Annotated in this window: 15 protein-coding genes; 13 read left to right on the top strand and 2 right to left on the bottom strand. The window is 46.0% G+C overall.

Annotated features, from left to right (window positions below):
- Positions 1-27: 27 nt before the first annotated feature.
- The 5 genes from clpS to AZI86_RS18575 all read left to right on the top strand — a co-directional run bounded on the left by clpS (position 28) and on the right by AZI86_RS18575 (position 7,389).
- Positions 28-372, top strand: coding sequence for an ATP-dependent Clp protease adapter ClpS (clpS, locus tag AZI86_RS18595; protein WP_061836784.1), 345 nt, complete (start codon positions 28-30; stop codon positions 370-372).
- Positions 369-2,687, top strand: coding sequence for an ATP-dependent Clp protease ATP-binding subunit ClpA (gene clpA, locus AZI86_RS18590; RefSeq protein WP_061836783.1), 2,319 nt, complete (start codon positions 369-371; stop codon positions 2,685-2,687). Before clpS ends, clpA begins: the two co-directional genes overlap by 4 nt.
- 95 nt (positions 2,688-2,782) lie before the next feature.
- Positions 2,783-3,682 (top strand): protease HtpX, encoded by a 900-nt coding sequence (gene htpX, locus AZI86_RS18585; protein WP_061836782.1) that lies wholly within the window; start codon positions 2,783-2,785, stop codon positions 3,680-3,682.
- A 48-nt stretch (positions 3,683-3,730) separates the two neighbouring features.
- Entirely contained in the window at positions 3,731-5,926 is a 2,196-nt protein-coding gene (locus AZI86_RS18580; RefSeq protein ID WP_253716024.1) for a tetratricopeptide repeat protein, read from the top strand.
- Between the two features lie 71 nt (positions 5,927-5,997).
- A complete protein-coding gene (locus tag AZI86_RS18575; protein ID WP_061836781.1) occupies positions 5,998-7,389 on the top strand; it encodes a S8 family peptidase in 1,392 nt (463 codons plus the stop codon).
- A gap of 18 nt (positions 7,390-7,407) precedes the next feature.
- Here the strand turns inward: AZI86_RS18575 and AZI86_RS18570 are convergent, their stop codons facing one another.
- A complete protein-coding gene (locus AZI86_RS18570; protein WP_157684774.1) occupies positions 7,408-8,142 on the bottom strand; it encodes a hypothetical protein in 735 nt (244 codons plus the stop codon).
- Between the two features lie 81 nt (positions 8,143-8,223).
- Between AZI86_RS18570 and lnt the strand changes: the two genes are divergently transcribed.
- The 5 genes from lnt (at position 8,224) to AZI86_RS18545 (ending at position 15,352) form a co-directional block, all read left to right on the top strand.
- Entirely contained in the window at positions 8,224-9,834 is a 1,611-nt protein-coding gene (lnt, locus tag AZI86_RS18565; RefSeq protein WP_061836779.1) for an apolipoprotein N-acyltransferase, read from the top strand.
- Complete coding sequence (locus tag AZI86_RS18560; RefSeq protein ID WP_061836778.1) at positions 9,812-12,142, top strand: endonuclease MutS2; 2,331 nt, start codon at positions 9,812-9,814, stop codon at positions 12,140-12,142. Before lnt ends, AZI86_RS18560 begins: the two co-directional genes overlap by 23 nt.
- Before the next feature lie 3 nt (positions 12,143-12,145).
- Positions 12,146-13,603, top strand: coding sequence for a lipase maturation factor family protein (locus AZI86_RS18555; RefSeq protein ID WP_253716023.1), 1,458 nt, complete (start codon positions 12,146-12,148; stop codon positions 13,601-13,603).
- 52 nt (positions 13,604-13,655) lie between these two features.
- On the top strand, positions 13,656-14,435 hold the full coding sequence (locus tag AZI86_RS18550; protein WP_061836777.1) for a hypothetical protein: 780 nt from the start codon (positions 13,656-13,658) through the stop codon (positions 14,433-14,435).
- A 164-nt stretch (positions 14,436-14,599) separates the two neighbouring features.
- The gene (locus AZI86_RS18545; protein WP_061836776.1) at positions 14,600-15,352 is read left to right on the top strand and encodes a hypothetical protein; all 753 of its coding nucleotides are present in this window, start codon (positions 14,600-14,602) and stop codon (positions 15,350-15,352) included.
- Positions 15,353-15,361: 9 nt separating this feature from the next.
- Here the strand turns inward: AZI86_RS18545 and AZI86_RS18540 are convergent, their stop codons facing one another.
- Positions 15,362-16,252: a PBECR2 nuclease fold domain-containing protein gene (locus AZI86_RS18540; RefSeq protein WP_061836775.1), complete on the bottom strand. Its 891-nt coding sequence runs from the start codon at positions 16,250-16,252 to the stop codon at positions 15,362-15,364.
- Between the two features lie 150 nt (positions 16,253-16,402).
- On the opposite strand from AZI86_RS18540, the gene AZI86_RS18535 reads away from it, so the two are divergent.
- The 3 genes from AZI86_RS18535 (at position 16,403) to AZI86_RS18525 (ending at position 18,540) form a co-directional block, all read left to right on the top strand.
- Positions 16,403-16,717, top strand: coding sequence for a hypothetical protein (locus AZI86_RS18535; RefSeq protein ID WP_253716022.1), 315 nt, complete (start codon positions 16,403-16,405; stop codon positions 16,715-16,717).
- A 199-nt stretch (positions 16,718-16,916) separates the two neighbouring features.
- A complete protein-coding gene (locus AZI86_RS19085; RefSeq protein WP_081111999.1) occupies positions 16,917-17,222 on the top strand; it encodes a hypothetical protein in 306 nt (101 codons plus the stop codon).
- Positions 17,223-17,253: 31 nt separating this feature from the next.
- The gene (locus AZI86_RS18525) at positions 17,254-18,540 is read left to right on the top strand and encodes an Hsp20/alpha crystallin family protein (protein WP_061836773.1); all 1,287 of its coding nucleotides are present in this window, start codon (positions 17,254-17,256) and stop codon (positions 18,538-18,540) included.
- Positions 18,541-18,548: the final 8 nt, after the last annotated feature.

Below are 18,548 nucleotides of genomic sequence, written 5' to 3'. Positions count from 1 at the left end.
GACAATTTGAGTAAATGGGAATCTATAATGGCAAATAATGAGAATCACAACGACGGCAACTACCCGTTCTCCTCTCCCGAAGGCGAGGCCGGTGTCCAGATCGTCCCAAAATTAGACACGCCTAAAATGTATAAAGTGATTTTATTAAACGATGATTATACGCCTATGGATTTTGTCGTCCTTGTATTGCGTCGGTTTTTCACAAAAACAGAAGAGCAAGCGACAGAAATAATGTTAGATGTACATAAGAAGGGCGCAGGGATTGCGGGAGTCTACAGCCTGGAAATCGCGGAAATGAAGGTGATGCAAGTCAACCAGTTCGCGCAGTTGAATAAGTACCCGCTTAAAAGCACGCTGGAGGAGGAATCATGATGAGTCGTGAATTAGAGCGCAAGCTCGCCGAAGCCACGGAACTAGCCAAACGAAGTCAGCACGAGTTCGTCACGCTGGAACATATTCTTCTAGTGCTGACGGAATCCCCGATCATGGTTGAAATTCTTGAAGCTTGCGGAGTGAACGTCCAAAAACTTCGCGGCGATTTAAGGGATCACTTACGAGTGGGCATCCCGCTTATCACCGATGAACAACTGTCCTCTTACGGCGGCTTTGAGTCTTGGACGCCAGAATTTACTCTGGCATGCCATCGTTTGATTCAACGTGCGGCAATCCAAATGAAAAGCGCTGGACGCAATCAGATCAGCGAAGGCAGTCTGCTTGTTTCTTTATTTTATGAACAAGATTCGCACGCCACATTTGCGCTGGCTCGTCAGGGGCTGACACAGTTTGATATTATTAATTATATCTCTCACGGAATTACTAAAGACGGTAAAGACCACGAGATCCCACCGGCTTCCGGTCCGCGCGGCAACGGTGAAAACGAAGAGGCCTTTCAAGAAGGACGCTCCAACCCACTTGAAAGTTTTTGCGTTAACTTAAATGAAAAAGCAAAAAAGAAACAACTGGATCCACTGATTGGACGCGATGAAATTTTAGCGCGTGCCGTGCAAGTTCTGTCTCGCCGCACGAAAAACAATCCACTTTTAATTGGTGAACCTGGTGTTGGTAAAACAGCTATCGCTGAAGGTTTAGCTCAGAAAATCGTGGATGGCGAAGTGCCGGAAAAACTTAAAAACGCCGTGATCTATTCCTTGGATCTAGGGGGCTTGCTTGCGGGCACAAAATTCCGCGGGGATTTCGAAGGACGCCTTAAAGCGGTCGTCAAAGAAATCGGCAAACGTCCCGGAGCTATTCTATTTATTGATGAGATTCATACCATCGTGGGTGCCGGTGCTACCAGCGGTGGTTCCATGGATGCGTCTAATTTATTAAAGCCGGCTTTAGCAAACGGTGATATCAGCTGTATTGGTTCAACCACCCACAGTGAGTATCGCCAGTACTTTGAAAAAGATCGCGCTTTAAACAGACGCTTTCAACGTATCGACGTGAATGAACCTTCCACTCAAGACTGTATTGAGATCCTTAAAGGCTTGCGCAGCTCTTATGAAGAGTTCCATGAGGTTCACTACACGGATGAAGCAATTAAGGCCGCCGTAGAGCTTTCGCAAAAACATATCCAAGGCAAATTGCTTCCGGATAAAGCAATTGACGTGCTTGATGAAGCTGGTGCGCACTTCCGCCTCAAATACGAAGCGGCGGAAGAGATCACCATCGACACACGCGAAATCGAAGAAACCATTGCGAAGATGACGAATCTTCCGGTGGCGACGGTTTCGGCTAGCGAAAAACATCAGCTCAAAGATTTAGACAAAAAACTAAAAGCTTTGATTTTTGGACAAGACGAAGCCATCGATCGCTTGGTGGCGAATATCAAATTTTCGCGCAGTGGTTTGGGTCGTCCTAATAAACCGATCGGAAGTTTTTTATTCACCGGCCCTACGGGTGTCGGTAAAACAGAAGTGTGTCGCCAATTAGCGCAGCTGATGGGAGTTCACTTTGAACGCTTTGACATGAGTGAGTACATGGAAAAACATGCAGTCGCTCGTTTGGTCGGAGCGCCTCCGGGATATGTGGGGTATGAAGAAGGTGGATTGTTGACCGAAGCCGTGAACAAAAATCCTTATGGGGTGTTGTTGCTCGACGAAATTGAAAAAGCTCATCCGGATATCACGAATATCTTGCTGCAAGTGATGGACGCCGGTCGACTGACTGATGCTAACGGACGCGTGGCAGACTTTAAAAACGTGATCTTGGTGATGACTTCCAACGCCGGGGCGATGGAAACTTCGCGCGGCACGATCAGCATGATCGAAGACAGTCGCAGCTCATTGTCGATGGAAGCAATTAAGAAATCTTTCTCTCCCGAGTTTATCAATCGTTTGGACGCTGTGGTGTCCTTCCGCGATTTGGGTGACGATATGGTGATGAAGATCACGCAAAAATTCGTCGACGAATTGAAGATGATGCTTTTAGAGAAAAAAGTAGAACTGAATGCTTCTCAAGATGTAATTAAGTGGCTAATGAAAAAAGGCTATGACAAAGTTTACGGCGCACGTCCCTTGGCCCGCGCCGTAGATGAACATCTGAAAAAAGCTTTGGTGGACGAACTCCTTTTTGGACGCCTTGTCGATGGAGGACGCGTTAACGTGGAGATAGAGCGCGATATACCGAAGTTCCATTTTAGCACCACCTCAAGTCCTAAAATTCTTAAACAACCCGTCACGACATAGCGTGACGGCGTTGTATTGACATTCCTTTTTGAGTTATCATCTTCATTGTAAGCTACTCCGGCAACGCCGGAGTGCAGACCAAAGGAGTTGTCGAAATGGCATTTTTAAAACGAATTGGTTTATTTGTATTAACGAACGTGTTGGTGATGGTCACCATCGGTATCGTTTGGTCTTTGGTAAGCCACTTCCTCGGCTTAGCGGGCCTTAATTCTTACATCCCCTTCTTGATGGCCTTCTGTTTGGTGTGGGGTATGGGTGGCGCATTCATTTCACTTCTTATGTCGAAATGGGTGGCTAAAAAATTCCACGGCGTTCAAATTATTCAGCCGAACAATCAAAACCCTGAATTGCGTGCGCTTGTAAATAAAGTTCACGACTTTGCTCGCCGAGCAGGTCTGCCAAAAATGCCTGAAGTCGGTATTTATGAATCTATCGACATCAACGCGTTTGCGACCGGACCTTCAAAAAGTAATTCCCTGGTCGCGGTTTCAAGCGGACTTTTACAGCGCATGAATGAAAAGGAAATCGACGGCGTTTTGGCCCATGAAGTGGCCCATATCGCAAATGGTGACATGGTGACTATGACGTTGATCCAAGGTATCGTGAATGCGTTTGCGATGTTTTTCTCTCGTATTTTGGCAAACATCGTTGCGTCAAATGTCGATGAAAAATTCCGCGGCGTGGTCCACTTTGCCGTCGTGATCTTGGGCGATATCGCATTTACTTTGCTAGGCTCGATTGTTGTGAACTACTTCTCTCGTCGTCGCGAGTTCCGCGCGGACGCCGGTGGCGCTCGTTATGCGAGCCGTGAAAGCATGATCGCGGCCTTACAAAAGCTGCGCTCGGTTTACAGCTTGCCAATCCCACCGGAAGAAGGCGCGACCGCGACTTTGATGATTTCAAATCGCGATAAACAAGGCGCTTTAGCAAAATTATTCATGACGCATCCTCCATTAGAAGTGCGCATCGAAGCATTACAACGCTCACGTCTGTAATCTTCCCGACTTGTAAACTTCGTCGAATCGGCATAGCCTTTAGGGGCTATGCCACGTTTAGTACTTACCATCACTTTTCTTTCGATTTTAATGGGTTGTGCGACGACTTCGCACCATGACACGCGCATTGATAAGCGCCTGACTCCCCCTATTCCATTATTCCTTGCTAAATACAACAATGCCTCCGTGCAAGAGTTGCAAAAGATCGAAGTCGGCGGCGACCAGGAAGATCGCATCCGCTGGTGGAAGACTTATGTCGTTTCCATGAAACTGAAAGACACACAAAGTAAAACCGCCTGTGAAGGTTTTAAACAGCTTTCGATGGCCACCGATTTTCCCTTGCATGATCTTGCTTTATTACGCGCTTACGAATCGTGTTCGGATCGCAGCACGTTGGCGGAGCTGCCCTCTTCTGTGCCCCCCTGGTACCGCGATCTTTATGTCGACAGCAAACTGAAAGACGCGCAAAGCACCACGGACCAAAAAGATGATCTTGAGGCCTTGGTTGAAAAAGCACGTTTAGAAACGCAACGTAAAAACAAAGAAGATTTTTACATGCAGGCCCTCTTGATCGCGCAAAAAATGGGCGACAAAGAAAAAGTGCAGGAACTGCAAACGCAGCTTTATAAAAACTCTCCTCGCCTAAATCCCCTGCCGGCTTATAAAGACCTCAGCTCGGTGGCCTTTGACTATCGCTTTCATCGCGAATTTGAACAGGCCTTAAAAACCTATCGCAAAATCATGACTTCCAAAGAAGCGAGCGCCGAGGATCAGTTCCAGGCCTTAAAAAATATCCGTCAGACCTACAAAGTCGCGCAACAGCGCAACGACTATATCAATGCGACGGCGGATCTGGTGAATTGGACTAAGACTCAGTTCAATAAAAACAAAAAAGATCGCAAATCGCTCACCCGATATCACGACGCCCAAGTTCTTTTCGCCAAAACCCTGTGGACCGAAGATCAAACTTCACGCGCGGTTCAGGTTTTAAAAGACACTCACCGCCAATTACGGGGCGCTTATCCGATGGATGAAGTGTTTTTTATTTTGGGTCGCATCGATGAAGAAAAAGGAAATTACACCAAAGCTTTAGAATACTTTGAAGCCAGCTACGCTCAACCTGTCAGCTTCGCGGGATTGCGCGATAAGATCGCGTGGTTAAAATCTTGGAACTATTATAAGTTGCAAAAATGGGGTGAGGCTGAAAAAAGTCTCGCGCAAATGAAAGAGCAAGTGAAAGATCCGTCGGATAAAGCACGCGCTCGCTTCTGGACCGCCAGAACTTTAAAGGCTCTGAATCGCTCCGATGAAGCCACTAAAGAGCTTGAAGAGCTGATTCAAGAAGATCCTTTGGGATATTACGGTGTCATGGCCAACCGTGAACTGCAAAGAAACTTTACGCCGCTCAAAGTTCAAGGCAAAGAATTAGAAAGTTTAAGCCTGCTGGGAATCGCGGAACTAGATCCCCAAATGCGCTTGATCGCGGAATGGCTTATCGCGGTTCACGAAAAACCTTTTGCCGAAAAAGTTTTAAATATTGCCGTGGACGACCTTAAAAAACGCAATGTAACTTCTGAAGACACCTGGCTTGCGATGTTTTCAGGTTACGCGCGCACCGGCCTCTATTTACCACTGTTTTCTGCCTTAGGGGCGCTGGATTCAAAAGTAAAAGATAAACTTTTAAATGATCATCCGGACTTACTTTTCCCCAAACCATTCGGAGACATCATCAGTTCAGCCTCACAAAAAAGCGGAACCCCGCAAGAGTTTATTTATTCCATCATTCGTCAAGAATCTGCATTTAATCCCGAAGCCCGCAGCCCTGTGGATGCGTTCGGCTTGATGCAGCTGTTGCCAAGTGTGGCTAAGCAATTAGCAAAAAGAAACAATCTTGAATACAAAGAGGCGGCGGATTTATTTAAGCCTGAAATCAATATCCCGCTGGGTGCTTACGAATTAAAAGCTTTGATGAACAAATACGATGACCAATTTATTTTGGCGGTTTCAGGATACAACGCCAATGACTCAGCCATTCGTGGATGGATCAAAACTCGCTTCCGCGACGACCCCTTAGAGTTCATCGAAGAAGTTCCTTACGAGGAAACCCGAGCCTATATCAAGCTGACGATGAGAAATTATGTGTTCTATCGTCGACTTCTTGATCAGGACGAAAGCTTGAAATTCCCTGAAGAGCTCTTAAAGCTCACCAGAACCCGCCAGGTCTCGGGCCCCGTCTCGAATTGAAACACTCCTAGACTCGAGAGTTTATCTTAAGAAAGACCCCCGTTCACCGATAAGAAAGAGCGGAGGTCTTGATGTTTTCTCGCAAGTGGTGGCTCCTAGGAACTGTTGGTGTTTTAGTCTTCTTTGCAGGCCTAGGACTTTATATTTATTCCACTCAAGACCAGGGCCCTCACCGCTCCAGCTCTTCCAAAAAAGATTCCTTACGCCTTTTAGAAAACTCTTTCATCACATCTAAAACCGACAAAGTCGAAGATGAGCCCAGTGCTTTGTTTAACGATCCCGCGATCAATCAAGCTTGGGGTTTAAAAAAATCCGATGCGGCTCGCGCCTGGTCGGTGACCAAAGGCAGCCGCGATATTATCGTGGCCGTCATTGATACGGGCATTGATGTTAAGCATGAAGACTTAGCGAGCAATCTTTGGAAAAATCCTGGTGAATCAGGTGTTGATGCCAAAGGCCGCGACAAAGCCACCAACGGCATCGATGATGACGGCAATGGTTTTGTCGATGACGTGTACGGTTGGAACTTTGTTTCTAACAATAACAAACTGGACGACAATCACGGTCACGGGACTCATATCGCCGGGATCATCGGGGCGGAAGCGGGAAACGGCAAAGGTATTACCGGGATTGCCCCGGAAGTCAGCTTGATGATTTTAAAATACTATGATCCAAAAGTTCCGGGCACCGACAATTTAAAAAATACCATCGCTTCCATTAAGTATGCGGTGAAAATGGGCGCACACATCATCAACTATTCAGGTGGGGGCACCGAGTTTTCCCAAGAAGAGCATGATGCCGTGGCCGAAGCGCAGAAAAAAGGAATTCTTTTTGTCGCCGCTGCCGGCAATGAAAGATCTAATTCCGATCAGCATCACTACTACCCAGCCGATTATAAACTCTCAAATATTATTTCAGTCACTGCGATTGATCCATCAACCCAAGTTTTGGCATCGTCAAATTACGGCGTAGAAACGGTGGATATCGCAGCCCCTGGACAAAACATTCTTTCTTGCTTACCAGGAAATTCTTACGGTTATATGACCGGGACTTCACAAGCCACGGCGTTTGCAACGGGGGCCGCGGCCCTTGTGATGGCGCACAAGCAGTCCTTTAAAGCCGAAGATGTGAAAAAGTATATCTTAGCTACGGGCGATGCCCAGTCGCAATTGGCTTCAAAAACCAGAACGTCTCGTCAGTTGAATCTTTATAAAGCGCTGACCATTTTAGATTCAGGGATATCCGTGTCCGGGGTTTCTGTGGTGAATACGCAAAAGAAGTTCATCCTAGAAACGAAAAAAGGTGGCAAAGCCGCGACGGAGGGGGATCCTGCCGAAGAAGGCGTGGATACGTCTGCTCGCGAGATGACAGCCTTTGGTAAGTCTTTAATCAATGCCATCGGCAATGATTCCAAAAATCGCCCCACACGTTTAGGTACAAAACAAGGCAGCGGCGAACCTTAGTTCGCCCAGCTTAAGAATTTAGTCAAAAAAGTCAGACGCCTGGAAGCGCCCGCGGATCATCACGATCAGGCCGGCACTCATAATCGCAAAGGCCACGCCGACACCCACTAAATTGCGATGAGCCAGGTTGATCGTGCCTAAAATAATTAAAAGCGCGCTTAAACCAAACGGTCCCCAGTACATGTACTTTTGCCATTTTGGTTTCGCCGATGACTTTTCAGATGCTACGGTCTTTTGAGACAATCCCACCAACATCAGACTCTGAATCCGCGCTAGCATAATATCGCATTGTGGATCCCCGCCTTGCGCCGCTTTCAGTTCTTCGTATTTCAGGGTGGCAAAACGAAGCGCGTCCAATTGATGGCAAGCCATCAAGAACTCTTCATGCAGTTTTTCATTTTCAAAATTATGGACCAAGTTTTTCCATTTACGCACCAAGCTTGGTTGAGCTTTCAGGCTTGGATCTTGGGGCAAACCTTCCAAACGCTCAAAAAGAACGTGGCAAGAATAACACTCCTTGGCACGACGACCGTTCATGGCGCCGCACTTAGGACAGCTCTTCATTTCGTGTTGCTTTGCGGCATTTTCTTCTGTCACCGGCGCCACTTCTAACGAAGATTTCGCGGGAACGACAAAACAAAGAACATGGGCCGGATCTTGCGGTGGAAATTCAAAACTGAAACGAGAGTCACAAGAGATGCACTGAAAAAGAGGCATTTCAGAGTGAATTTCTCCACTATCTACTTCGTACAACTTCGTGCACGAAGGGCATCTAATTTTCAGTTTCTCAGATAAATTCACGGTGACTCACTCATTGTTTATGTTACTAATACCATGATGAAGAGAACGTTTCAATTTTTCAAGCAGAAAGCCCACGAATTTCGTTGGCCCCTGCTCTCTGGAATTTTAGTCGGCACCACCTACATTCCGTTTCCACCATGGGCTTTGGTGTTTTGCTATACACCGTTGTGGCTTTTTGCGATTGAAGAAAGCACGTCGGTAAAAAAATCTTTCTGGGGAGGTTGGGTTACTCAATTCGTTCTCACCTTGATTGGTTTTCATTGGATTGCTTACACCGCCCATGAATTCGGGCAGATCCCATGGATTGTTTCTGTTTTCGCGTTGCTACTTTTTTGTGCGTTCATGCACTTGTATATTCCGGTGGCCTTGGCCGCAGGAACTTGGCTGCGCTTGCGTTTCAAACTTTCTGCCGGTCCGACATTGGTTATTATCGCGATTTTACATTCGCTTCTAGAACGTGTTTGGCCCGTCATCTTTGATTGGCATTTAGGTTACACCTTGTTGTGGGCGAAGATCCCCATTTATCACCTTGCAGATCTGGTGGGTTTTTTGGGGCTTTCAGCCATCGTGCTGCTTTTCAACGCTTGGGTGGCTTACATTTGGTTGAAACAAAATTTTATTCGTAAAGCGCTGACACACCTAAGTCTTTTAACAATTTGTTTTTCGTTGTTAGTCGCGGCAGGTTTCTGGCACGGAAAAGGCTGGAACAAGTTTGATCGCGAAATCAATATCACCGCCGTTCAAGCCAATATCGGCAACTTAGAAAAAGTTTTCGCCGAACAAGGTCGCGGCTATCAACAGGTCATCACCAATAAGTTTATCAACCTGACCACGGAAGCTGCGCAAAAATTTCCGCAAACCGACGTTTTTGTTTGGCCGGAAACAGCCTTCCCCGATTATTTAGACCAACACTATCTCACTCATCGCAACCAACAGTTATTGATCAGTGGCATGGCCCCCTTAGGTAAACCCCTCATCACCGGAGCTTATTCTAAAGATCCCAACACAGATACGCGCATTGATCGCTCCAGCTACAACGCCATGTTTTTAGTTGATCAAAATGGCAACAACTTAGATGTGCCGTATCGCAAAACAGAGTTGTTGGCCTTTGGCGAGTACCTGCCTTTTTCAGAAGAGTTTCCAATTTTATTAAAGTGGATGCCCTTTATTTCTAACTTTGGCCGGGGTCAGGGACCACACACCATGACCCTCAACCACAAGGGAGAGGGAATAAAATGGGGACCCCAGATTTGTTACGAAGGTCTTTATCCCAATTTTTCTCGCGGCCTGGCAGAAAAAGGGACGGACATCATCGTGAATGTCACCAATGACTCGTGGTTTGGATATCCGTTTGAGCCACGCCAACATCTGTACATGACCTTCGCGCGCGCCATTGAAATTCGTCGCCCGCTGATGCGCTCAACCAATACTGGCATTACCACCGCTATTTTAGCCAATGGCGATGTATTACAACAATCCCCGATTCACACCGAGTGGACGGGCACTTTCAATGTTAAATATCTTAAAGACGCACCGACGACTTTTTTCGTTCGTGGAGGTCACCGTGACTGGATGGCTCTTATCGTCGTGCTGGTTCTGACAATTATTTTTGGAGCTTATAATGCAAGATCTCGTCGTTCTTGATTGGGTCGAAATTTTAGAGAAAATCAGTTCTCACGCGACAAGCGAAGCCGGTCGCAATCAAGTTTTGCAAATCAAACCTTTAAGTACACCCGACGAAGCTTACTTAAGTTTCAAAGAAATCTCGCAAGCGACGGAGGTCTTAAATCAAGGCGTGCGTCCCTACATGCAAAGCCTGGATTTATATTCAACCTGGATCACCCGTCTTAAAAAGAATGCCGTTCTAAAAACTTTAGAAATCAAAGACGTGCGCAGTTTTTGCCTTGAGGCCTTGGCTTTAAAAGAAGCTTTAAATTCGGTCAACAACGACTGGGCTCAACGTGTGGGTCAAAGCTTGATGAACGCTGAAGAGCCTGTTTCTGCCATCGACCAGATTCTGACCCCCGGTGGGGAAATTCGCTCGGACGCCAGTGAAACCTTGTATCGCCTTTATCGTGAAAAAGAACGTCTTGCGCGCGAAGTGCAAAACTCTTTAGACCGCTTGGTGCATGCGCATCAAATGGAAAACGTTTTGCAAGACAAGTACGTCACCACTCGCGATGGTCGCTGGGTGCTGCCGGTGCGCAGTGGGATGCAACATCATCTGCCCGGTGTGATTCATGGTTCATCCCAAACAAAACAAACTGTCTTCATTGAACCCGAAACCGTCATCCCCACCAACAATCGCCTGCGCCAAATTGAAGTGGAGATCGAAGACGAAATCGAGCGTCTGCTTACGGAGCTTTCTCGATATCTTTCTTCGCTCTCGCTAGAAATTGAATCCTCGCGCACTTTGCTTGAGGAAGCCGACGTGCGTTTTTCGCAAGCGCAGTTTGCCAATAAAATTGAAGCTCACCCTATTGAGTTTTCAAATGAAGGTTTTGAGCTGATTGAAGTTCGCCATCCCTTATTGCAACTTTCGGGTAAAAAGGTCATTTCCAATACGGTGCTTTTAGATCCGCGAAAAAGTATTTTGCTTCTTAGCGGGCCCAATGCCGGCGGTAAAACAGTTTTACTAAAATCCATAGGCCTTGCTTCGCAAATGGCGCGATGTGGACTTCCGATTTGCGCTAGTGAAACTTCAAAGATTCCGTTTTTCAAAGATCTTTTGATCGGCATCGGTGATGCCCAAAGCGTCGATGAAGAACTCAGCACCTTTGCCGCGCATTTAAAAATCTTAGGCCGTGCCGCCAAAATGAAGGGTCGTGATAATTTAATCCTGATTGACGAAATAGCGGGCTCTACAGATCCCGAAGAGGGGGCCGCTTTAGCGCGCGCCTTTATTGAAGCCTTCTCTAATAACGGAGTTTTCGCCGTTATTACTTCTCACTTAGGACCTTTAAAATCCGGCTGGGATGATGACAGCAAAGTCCTGAACGGCAGTTTAGAATACGACCCTAAAACGGGTCGCCCCACTTATCAGTTTATTGCGGGTATCCCGGGGGATTCACTAGCCATTCAAACGGCAAAGCGCGTGGGGGTGGATCCTGCGATCGTGCAACGGGCGATGGATGTCCTAGCTCCGGCCACGCGGGCGCGCTTAGAGGGCTTAGAGCAAATCGAGCAACTAAAAAGCGATATCTCGATTTTGCAAGAGCATCTTAAAAAAGAAACTCACAAAGCCGTTGAAACTAAAAAGAAATACGAAGGCCTTTTAGAGCAATTCAATAAAGACAAAGACGAATGGCTGCAAAGAACTTTGAAAAAAGCCGAACGCAAAGTTGAAGAAGCGATCGCACAGGCCAAGGTGACGGAGACCTTTAAGCGTCACAGCGCTTTACAAGATATCAAATACAAGCTGCCAGAAATCGTAAAAGCGAAACCCATCACGCAAGCCGGGGCTCCGGAAACAGCAGAAGAATTCGGTAAAAAGTTTCCTCCCGGCGCAAAGGTTTTTGTTCCTTCACTGAATCAAGACGGTATCGTGCAAAGTGCGCCGAATTCAAAAGGCGATCTGATGATCCTTTCGGGATCCATCCGTTTGCAACTGAATTGGCAAGACTTAAAACTTCCCGGGAAACCACAAAATCCGACCTCACAATTAGTGCGCCAGGGGTCGTCTATTTCGGTATCTTTAGCCGATGACGATCGCACCTTGGATTTGCGAGGTAAAACGGTGGACGATGCACTTTCTGATCTTGAGGTGGCTTTGGATAAAGCCGCGCATTCACGTGAAGATCGCATTAAAATTATTCACGGCCACGGCACGGAAGCTTTAAAGCGCGCTGTGCGTACCTACCTTTCGCGGTCTATTTACGTAAAAAAATGGAAAGCGGGTTCACCTGAATCCGGCGGCGACGGCATCACATGGGTTGAACTGGGAGAGGCTTAATCTGTGATTTCCGCGATGGAACTTTCTACCGCCAGCTGGCTCTTGGCAAAAACCTTGAGCCTTTCTTATTTCATCGCCTTTTTATCGCTTTTACCCCAGGTATTAGGATTATTTGGTCGCGAAGGCCTGCTATCGATTGATCACTTTTTAAATATCTTGGACAAAGAAATGCGCGCGGAAAGATTTTTCCATCTGCCCTCGGTGTTTTGGTTAGGTTCTTCGGATATGACCTTAAAAGCGGTGTGCTTTATTGGCATGACGGCCGCTTCGCTTTCTTTTTTGGGTTTTAGTCAAAGCATCATGCTCGCCATTTGTTTTGTCTGTTACCTTTCTTTTGTTAGCTGTGGCCAGGTATTTTTAAGCTATCAGTGGGACAGCCTGCTCTTAGAGTTTGGTTTTTTAGGTTTGTTCTTTGCTCCGTTAGAATGGGAGTGGCTGCCTTTAGGAACTCATCTGGTCCAACCGTTAATTTATTTTTTGGCTTTGTTTTTGTTATTCAAATTAATGTTTCTTTCTGGCGTGGCCAAGCTTGTCAGCAAAGACACTACTTGGCGCAATTTCACCGCTTTAAATTTTCATTATTGGACTCAACCCCTGCCGACACCTTTAGCTTATTTCGCCTCAAAGCTTCCCCCCGCGATTCAAAAAATCAGTGTCGCCATGATGTTTGTGATCGAACTGGTTTTTCCGTTTCTGATTTGGTATCCAGGCCCTTGGCAAACGGCGGCGGTGATCGGTTTTGTTGGCTTGCAGGTTTTAATCGCCGCGACCGGCAATTATGGTTTTTTTAATCTGATCACTTTGGGATTAAGTTTAAGCGTTCTCCCCGATAGCACGTGGGGATTTAAAATCGGCTGGGTTGAAAAAGAAATGATCGCATGGTGGGCGACATTAATACCGCTGATGGTCGTTGGGCCCTCTTCGGTATTTTGGATTTATAAAAGTCTTTTTGAAAAAAGCAAAGTCATGGATTTTCTTTTACCATGGATGAGAGCTCTTTATCCTTTTCGTATTTCAAATCCCTATGGCCTTTTTGCGATCATGACCCGCACGCGTCCGGAAATCGTCATGGAAGGCAGCGATGATGAAGTGAATTGGAAAGAATATCAGTTCAACCACAAAGTGACCTCACTTAAGAAAATGCCCACCGTCGTCGCCCCTCATCAGCCGCGCCTGGATTGGCAAATGTGGTTTGCCGCGCTTGAAACTTTCAACGACAACTTGTGGTTACAAAATCTCGTCACCCGCATATTTCAAAAATCACAAGATGTCCTAGCCCTGCTGGGTGAAAATCCTTTTCCCCAATCTCCCCCTAAATTTATTCGTTTTTTGCGTTACGAATACGAGTTCTCAAAATGGGACGAGCTTCGGGAAAACCGGCAATGGTGGAAACGAAAACTTGTGGGTCCCTATGGACCTTTGTTTGAGCGTGACGATTTTTCAGAGGAAGAAACTCCTTAAGCGCCTCTTAAGACGGGATCAGAAGGCACCGATAAATAAACTTGAGGTGTCTATGAAGATTTTCTCTTTTTCTCCTATCATCGGACTGACTTTTCTTGCGCTGGCGACCCAGGCGGCAGATAAACCTCAATGCAATTTAGCGGTGCTCAATCCCAAACCTCCTCAGGTAACTATTTATCCTGAATCAGGTCTGACCAACGGGGACGAAGTGCAGATTGAATTTAATCAGCCCACCCTGTCGGCAAACGGCAATGATAAAAAACGTTTTTTAAAAATCAAAGATGTCGATGGCAGCATCACGCTTATGAACGCTCTTTATCTGGTGCAAAACGATGAAACCTTGAATGTCGACCTGGAACCGGTTATTTATGCGGCCCTTAAAAAAAGACTGGCCTACTGGGAAGAGGATTTACGCAAGCAAAATAGCAAACCACCGATCACGCCGAATTCCGGGGTAGACCCGATCTTAGTGGAAACTTCGGTTGCCACCAACCGCATGCTTTTAAAAGACGGTAAAAAGGTTTTTAACGCTACCGAACGTAAAGCGATCTATACCGACGTTTTAGGTCCGATGACTGATTACGATCAAAATTTCAAATACGAATACCGTGAATTTATGGACGGTAAATATGTTTCTCAAGGAGCTAAAAGACTTGCGGATATTTTGCCCGCCGAATTTTATAACTCCGCAAGTTCGACCAAATATTATGGCGTCATCCAAGATAAAGCCAACGCCGGTAAAACCAATTGCGAGTACCTTCCGGTGACAGGACGTCTTCCTAAAGCGGGCGATGTAAGAACCATTCAACGTCCCGGCCAAGGCCAACGTTAGCACTTTGCGGCTCTGAAAACGGATTTTGACGTCATGATTTGAGACTGTCTTTTTTCGAGATTTTAACTTCTATCTAACCCCGCAAAAATCCACATCTTTTACCTCTGTTTCAGAGTGAAATATGGCCTCTTGATTGCACTAGTCTTAAGGCATCAGGGGGTTTTATGAAAAATTCAAAACAGCTTTCTAATACGATCCTTGTTCTTACAGTAGCCGCACTTCTTTCAGCGTGTGCCCCACGCGGCAGCGGTTCAACAGACCAAGCCAGCCGTATCCCTGACGCCACTAACACCACTTCCGGCACCAAGGGCTTAGCCCAATGCAACCAAGCTTCGGATAATGGTATTACCGCGAAACTTCGCGCTTATGTGGATCCAAGCACCAACAAGGTTCGCATGGACTATATGATTGTCCGCTTTACCGCTTTACCTTCAACATTCACTTCAGATACTTCTTATATTTCGATGTGGAGATGGTTGTCGAATGCTTCAGGCAACACGTATTTAGATTCCACACCATTGAACTTCCTAATTATTAATCCTAAAACGGGATTGGCGATCACAAACTGGAAAAGCACAATTCGTTGGGCTGACGTAAGAACAGCCGCGGCAAATTTAGGTTATTCGGATGCAACGACATTCTTTAATGCGATGAAAATCGTGGTGGATTTAAAAGACGTTAATGGGGACTATGATGTCCTAAGAGTTTCTAACTACGATATCGCCACCAATAAATCTGTGGGCCAAGTGGATGCTTTGTTACCGATCTTTTACGCCAACCCTGCAGATTACGCTAAAGAAGCTGACGGCTCCGCCCGCGCCTCTTCACTGTACAACTTGCACCCATTCAAAAGCTACGCAAACTCGGGGTACTCTTCATCTCAATTTGTATCAATGGCTGACAGCTACTGTTTCTAAAAAGTCAGCCTAATGGGCTGACTCTTGACTGACGTCTTCGGCTTGCAGGTTTTCTCCCTGACGATATCGATCTACTAAGGTTTTATCAATTGTCGGGAAAGAAAATAATAATGAATGCACATTGGAAGATTCATCTTCTTGCGTGACGGCGATATAAACCATATCTGATGAAACTTCATTATCAGGAAACTCTTTAATAAAGCTGACTAAGACATTTCCGTCTAAATCATTCTTGCGCCAAATCTCATCTGCATTTTCGATCGTCTCTTCACGAAGTTCGGCAAAGTCTTGGAATTTATCTTGGGTGATGTCTTTTTCCCCACGCAAGCGCACCATCGCGAGGTAAAGACCCATGGCTAATGGATCCCCCTCACCCAAGGCGTCACCTTCAACCGCACCGTCAGCGACTTCAGCAAAAGCTTGGTCGTAAACCAGTTCCCCGCGCTGATAGTTTTGCACCAAGCGCGTGTCTTTGGTTGGAAAATGAATAAAGACAAAGGTTGGATATTCTTCTTCGGAAGAAACATAGGCCGAAGCCACGTATTGAAAACCTTCCGCACCCTCGTCAAAGTTTTTGATGTAGTGATAAACCGGGAAATCCCCCATGGTTGTCTCATCCATCCACACTTCATCAGGTTCGTCTAAAGTGGCTTCCAGATAGTTTTCACGTTCGATTTGTTCTTCGTCGGTGAAATCTTCGGGGGCTCTTAATGAAGAATATTCTTGTTCTAGTTTGTCGATACCTTCACGGAAGTATCCAAAAAGATCTTCTTCGTTTTCAAAAATCAAACCGGCTGGTTCGTCCACCACAATATATTCTTTTTCCGAGTCTGGACCTTGGCCAGGAACAGTCTTGGTTTTTTTGGTGCGGGACTTCGATTTGGTAGGAGCTTTTGCCATCAGTTTGAATCCTTAAAGATTTTATTATCGAGATATTCCCTCTGTACAACAATAGAAAAAGACTTCACACGACGAGCCCCGTCATACTGTCATTTTTGGTCTTGCAAGAAAAAGCTTTTATCCTCACCATCAAATTATCAGGGAGGCGCCTTGGTCAATATTGAAGAAACAAGTCTGGAAAGAATGGAAGCCTTGCTATCTCATTCCGCCCTAGGTGTTCATGTTCTTTTTGACAATAAAGACATTGCCGGAGTTCTTAAAGAGGTCAAAGACGACAAAGACTTCTATAGCTTCGACAAGATGAAGAAGGTCCAGGACGTGATGACAGAACTCATCGCAAAAAAAACCTACTTCGAGAAAATGGCGTACTTGCAAGCTCTCGAACCTGACTCCTATCAAATGTTGGTCCGTGCGTACTTCCACATCGTGGAAAACACCGTGCGCGCCAACAACGAATTCCACTGATAAAACACTTCTAAACACGTCAACAAAAACGACCTTCTTTTTTTAGCAAGGTCGTCTAATACCTAGGCAGTTTTTCTAACATTGCCATTTAGTGATGTTTAAAAATCAGATTTCCTTTTTTTCCCCAATGCAATGCGTGACGGTGATGGTATTCTTTAGAAGTATCAAGCTTCCCACCGCAAAGCCGATAGGAAGAGTTGTGAAATATCGATTTTTCTTATCGGCTTTCTTTTTGCTCCTTCTGCCCCAAGCTTGCCTTGCGGAGTACCGAGTTTTCGTCATTAAAATTTATAAGCAAGACAATCCTCAGGACTTCCGTCTGGTTGAAAGCACGCTCGATCACGAACAATACCGCCTTTACAATCACGTCGCGTCGAATGAACAGGTGACCTATATCGACACTTGGCGCTGCTATGGGCGTACCGGAGATTTCCAACCCCACTGCTCCAATCCACGAGGCACCCCCAAAGGCCAGATTCCACCGCCAGAAGCCTCGACCCCTTAAGACCGACATCTCTTTTTGATACAATGGACACATGTCGTCCATTGACAATACTACGCGCAAAAATCAACAAGCCGAACTGAATGATATTCAGGCCGAGCACAATCGTAAAAAGCGTCAGCTCGTTAAAGAAAACGAAGCACAACTGTCAGATATCAAAGACTATTACGGTGAAAAAAAAGAGAGTTTGAACGAAGCCAATCAAGCAGCCATCAATCATATCCGCGGACGCCAACAAAAAGTGGCCGAAGAAGCCTCTGCCGAACGCACCCGTTTAAGCGAAAACTACAACGCTCGCACTCAAGCCCTGCAGAAAACCTATGATCAAAAATTAAATGAAACTCGCCAGAAGCGCCAAAAACAACTAGCCCGCGCGAAAACGGACGCTGAAACCCGCGTCCAAAAAATCGAGGGCGATGCGCAAGATCGCATTCAAAATGTGCGCGAGCGCAGCTCAACCGAATTGGCTCAGGCCAAAGACAAATACAATCACGACATAGCACAAATTAACGAATTCAGCGAAAAGCGTTTAGAACAACAACGCGGGCTTAATGAGCAAGCCCTGAAATCAGAAACTGAACACGGGAAACTGGTGCAAGATCGCCAGCGCGAACGCAATGAAAAAGAACTTACCAAAGTTAAATCTACCGGCGATCGCGAAATCGCTTTTGAAAAAGAGCAGCACGAAAAAAAGTTTGCCCGTATGAACGACGCCAATGCCAAACGTTACGATCAAACACAAAAGCAATGGGTCGCCAAAGAAGAAAACACCAACAAGATGTATTCTGAACGCTTGTTGCACAATAAAAAAGAAAACGAAGAGCAATTAAGTCTGCAAAATCGCCGATTCCAAAGTACTTACGAAAAAAACACCGAGGCCAACCGCGAAGCTTTCAGCATCCAAAAAGAAAATCTAACCAAAGAATTAGCGGAAACTCGTCGCGATTTCGCCAAAGCGGCCGCGAAGTATTCTGAAAAAGCCGATGATCCATTTTATAAAGTTGAAGACCGCGGCAGCTATTTAAGAGAAAATCCCGATTTTTATATCTTACGCGCCTTCGTCCCTGAGCATGAAAAAGACAATGTGAAGGTCGCCATTCAAAATGACAAAGCCACCGTCAGTGGTCAGCGCTCATTTAAAGACAAGATGGAAGATGCCAGCTCTGGAAAAACGGTGAGCAGCTCGAACTTCCAAACTTTCCGGGAAGAATTTCAATTTGAAAAACCCGTGATCACTGAAGGCATGACTCGTGAACGTCAAGGTGACTGGGTGGTTTATCATATTCCTAAGGGCATTCCCCGCTTTGATCGCAAGGCTTAATCTGCAAA

The sequence above is a fragment of the Bdellovibrio bacteriovorus genome, assembly GCF_001592735.1.
GTDB lineage: Bacteria > Bdellovibrionota > Bdellovibrionia > Bdellovibrionales > Bdellovibrionaceae > Bdellovibrio > Bdellovibrio bacteriovorus_D.
This window is presented reverse-complemented; position numbering and strand designations above follow the sequence as displayed.

Excerpts from the sequence above, each read along its gene's own strand:
- clpS (WP_061836784.1), top strand. The coding sequence starts at position 28 with ATGGCAAATAATGAGAATCACAACGACGGCAACTACCCGTTCTCCTCT.
- AZI86_RS18560 (WP_061836778.1), top strand. The coding sequence starts at position 9,812 with ATGCAAGATCTCGTCGTTCTTGATTGGGTCGAAATTTTAGAGAAAATC.
- AZI86_RS18575 (WP_061836781.1), top strand. The coding sequence starts at position 5,998 with ATGTTTTCTCGCAAGTGGTGGCTCCTAGGAACTGTTGGTGTTTTAGTC.
- htpX (WP_061836782.1), top strand. The coding sequence starts at position 2,783 with ATGGCATTTTTAAAACGAATTGGTTTATTTGTATTAACGAACGTGTTG.
- clpA (WP_061836783.1), top strand. The coding sequence starts at position 369 with ATGATGAGTCGTGAATTAGAGCGCAAGCTCGCCGAAGCCACGGAACTA.
- AZI86_RS18540 (WP_061836775.1), bottom strand. The coding sequence starts at position 16,252 with ATGGCAAAAGCTCCTACCAAATCGAAGTCCCGCACCAAAAAAACCAAG.
- AZI86_RS18580 (WP_253716024.1), top strand. The coding sequence starts at position 3,731 with ATGCCACGTTTAGTACTTACCATCACTTTTCTTTCGATTTTAATGGGT.
- lnt (WP_061836779.1), top strand. The coding sequence starts at position 8,224 with ATGATGAAGAGAACGTTTCAATTTTTCAAGCAGAAAGCCCACGAATTT.
- AZI86_RS18525 (WP_061836773.1), top strand. The coding sequence starts at position 17,254 with ATGTCGTCCATTGACAATACTACGCGCAAAAATCAACAAGCCGAACTG.
- AZI86_RS18545 (WP_061836776.1), top strand. The coding sequence starts at position 14,600 with ATGAAAAATTCAAAACAGCTTTCTAATACGATCCTTGTTCTTACAGTA.
- AZI86_RS18550 (WP_061836777.1), top strand. The coding sequence starts at position 13,656 with ATGAAGATTTTCTCTTTTTCTCCTATCATCGGACTGACTTTTCTTGCG.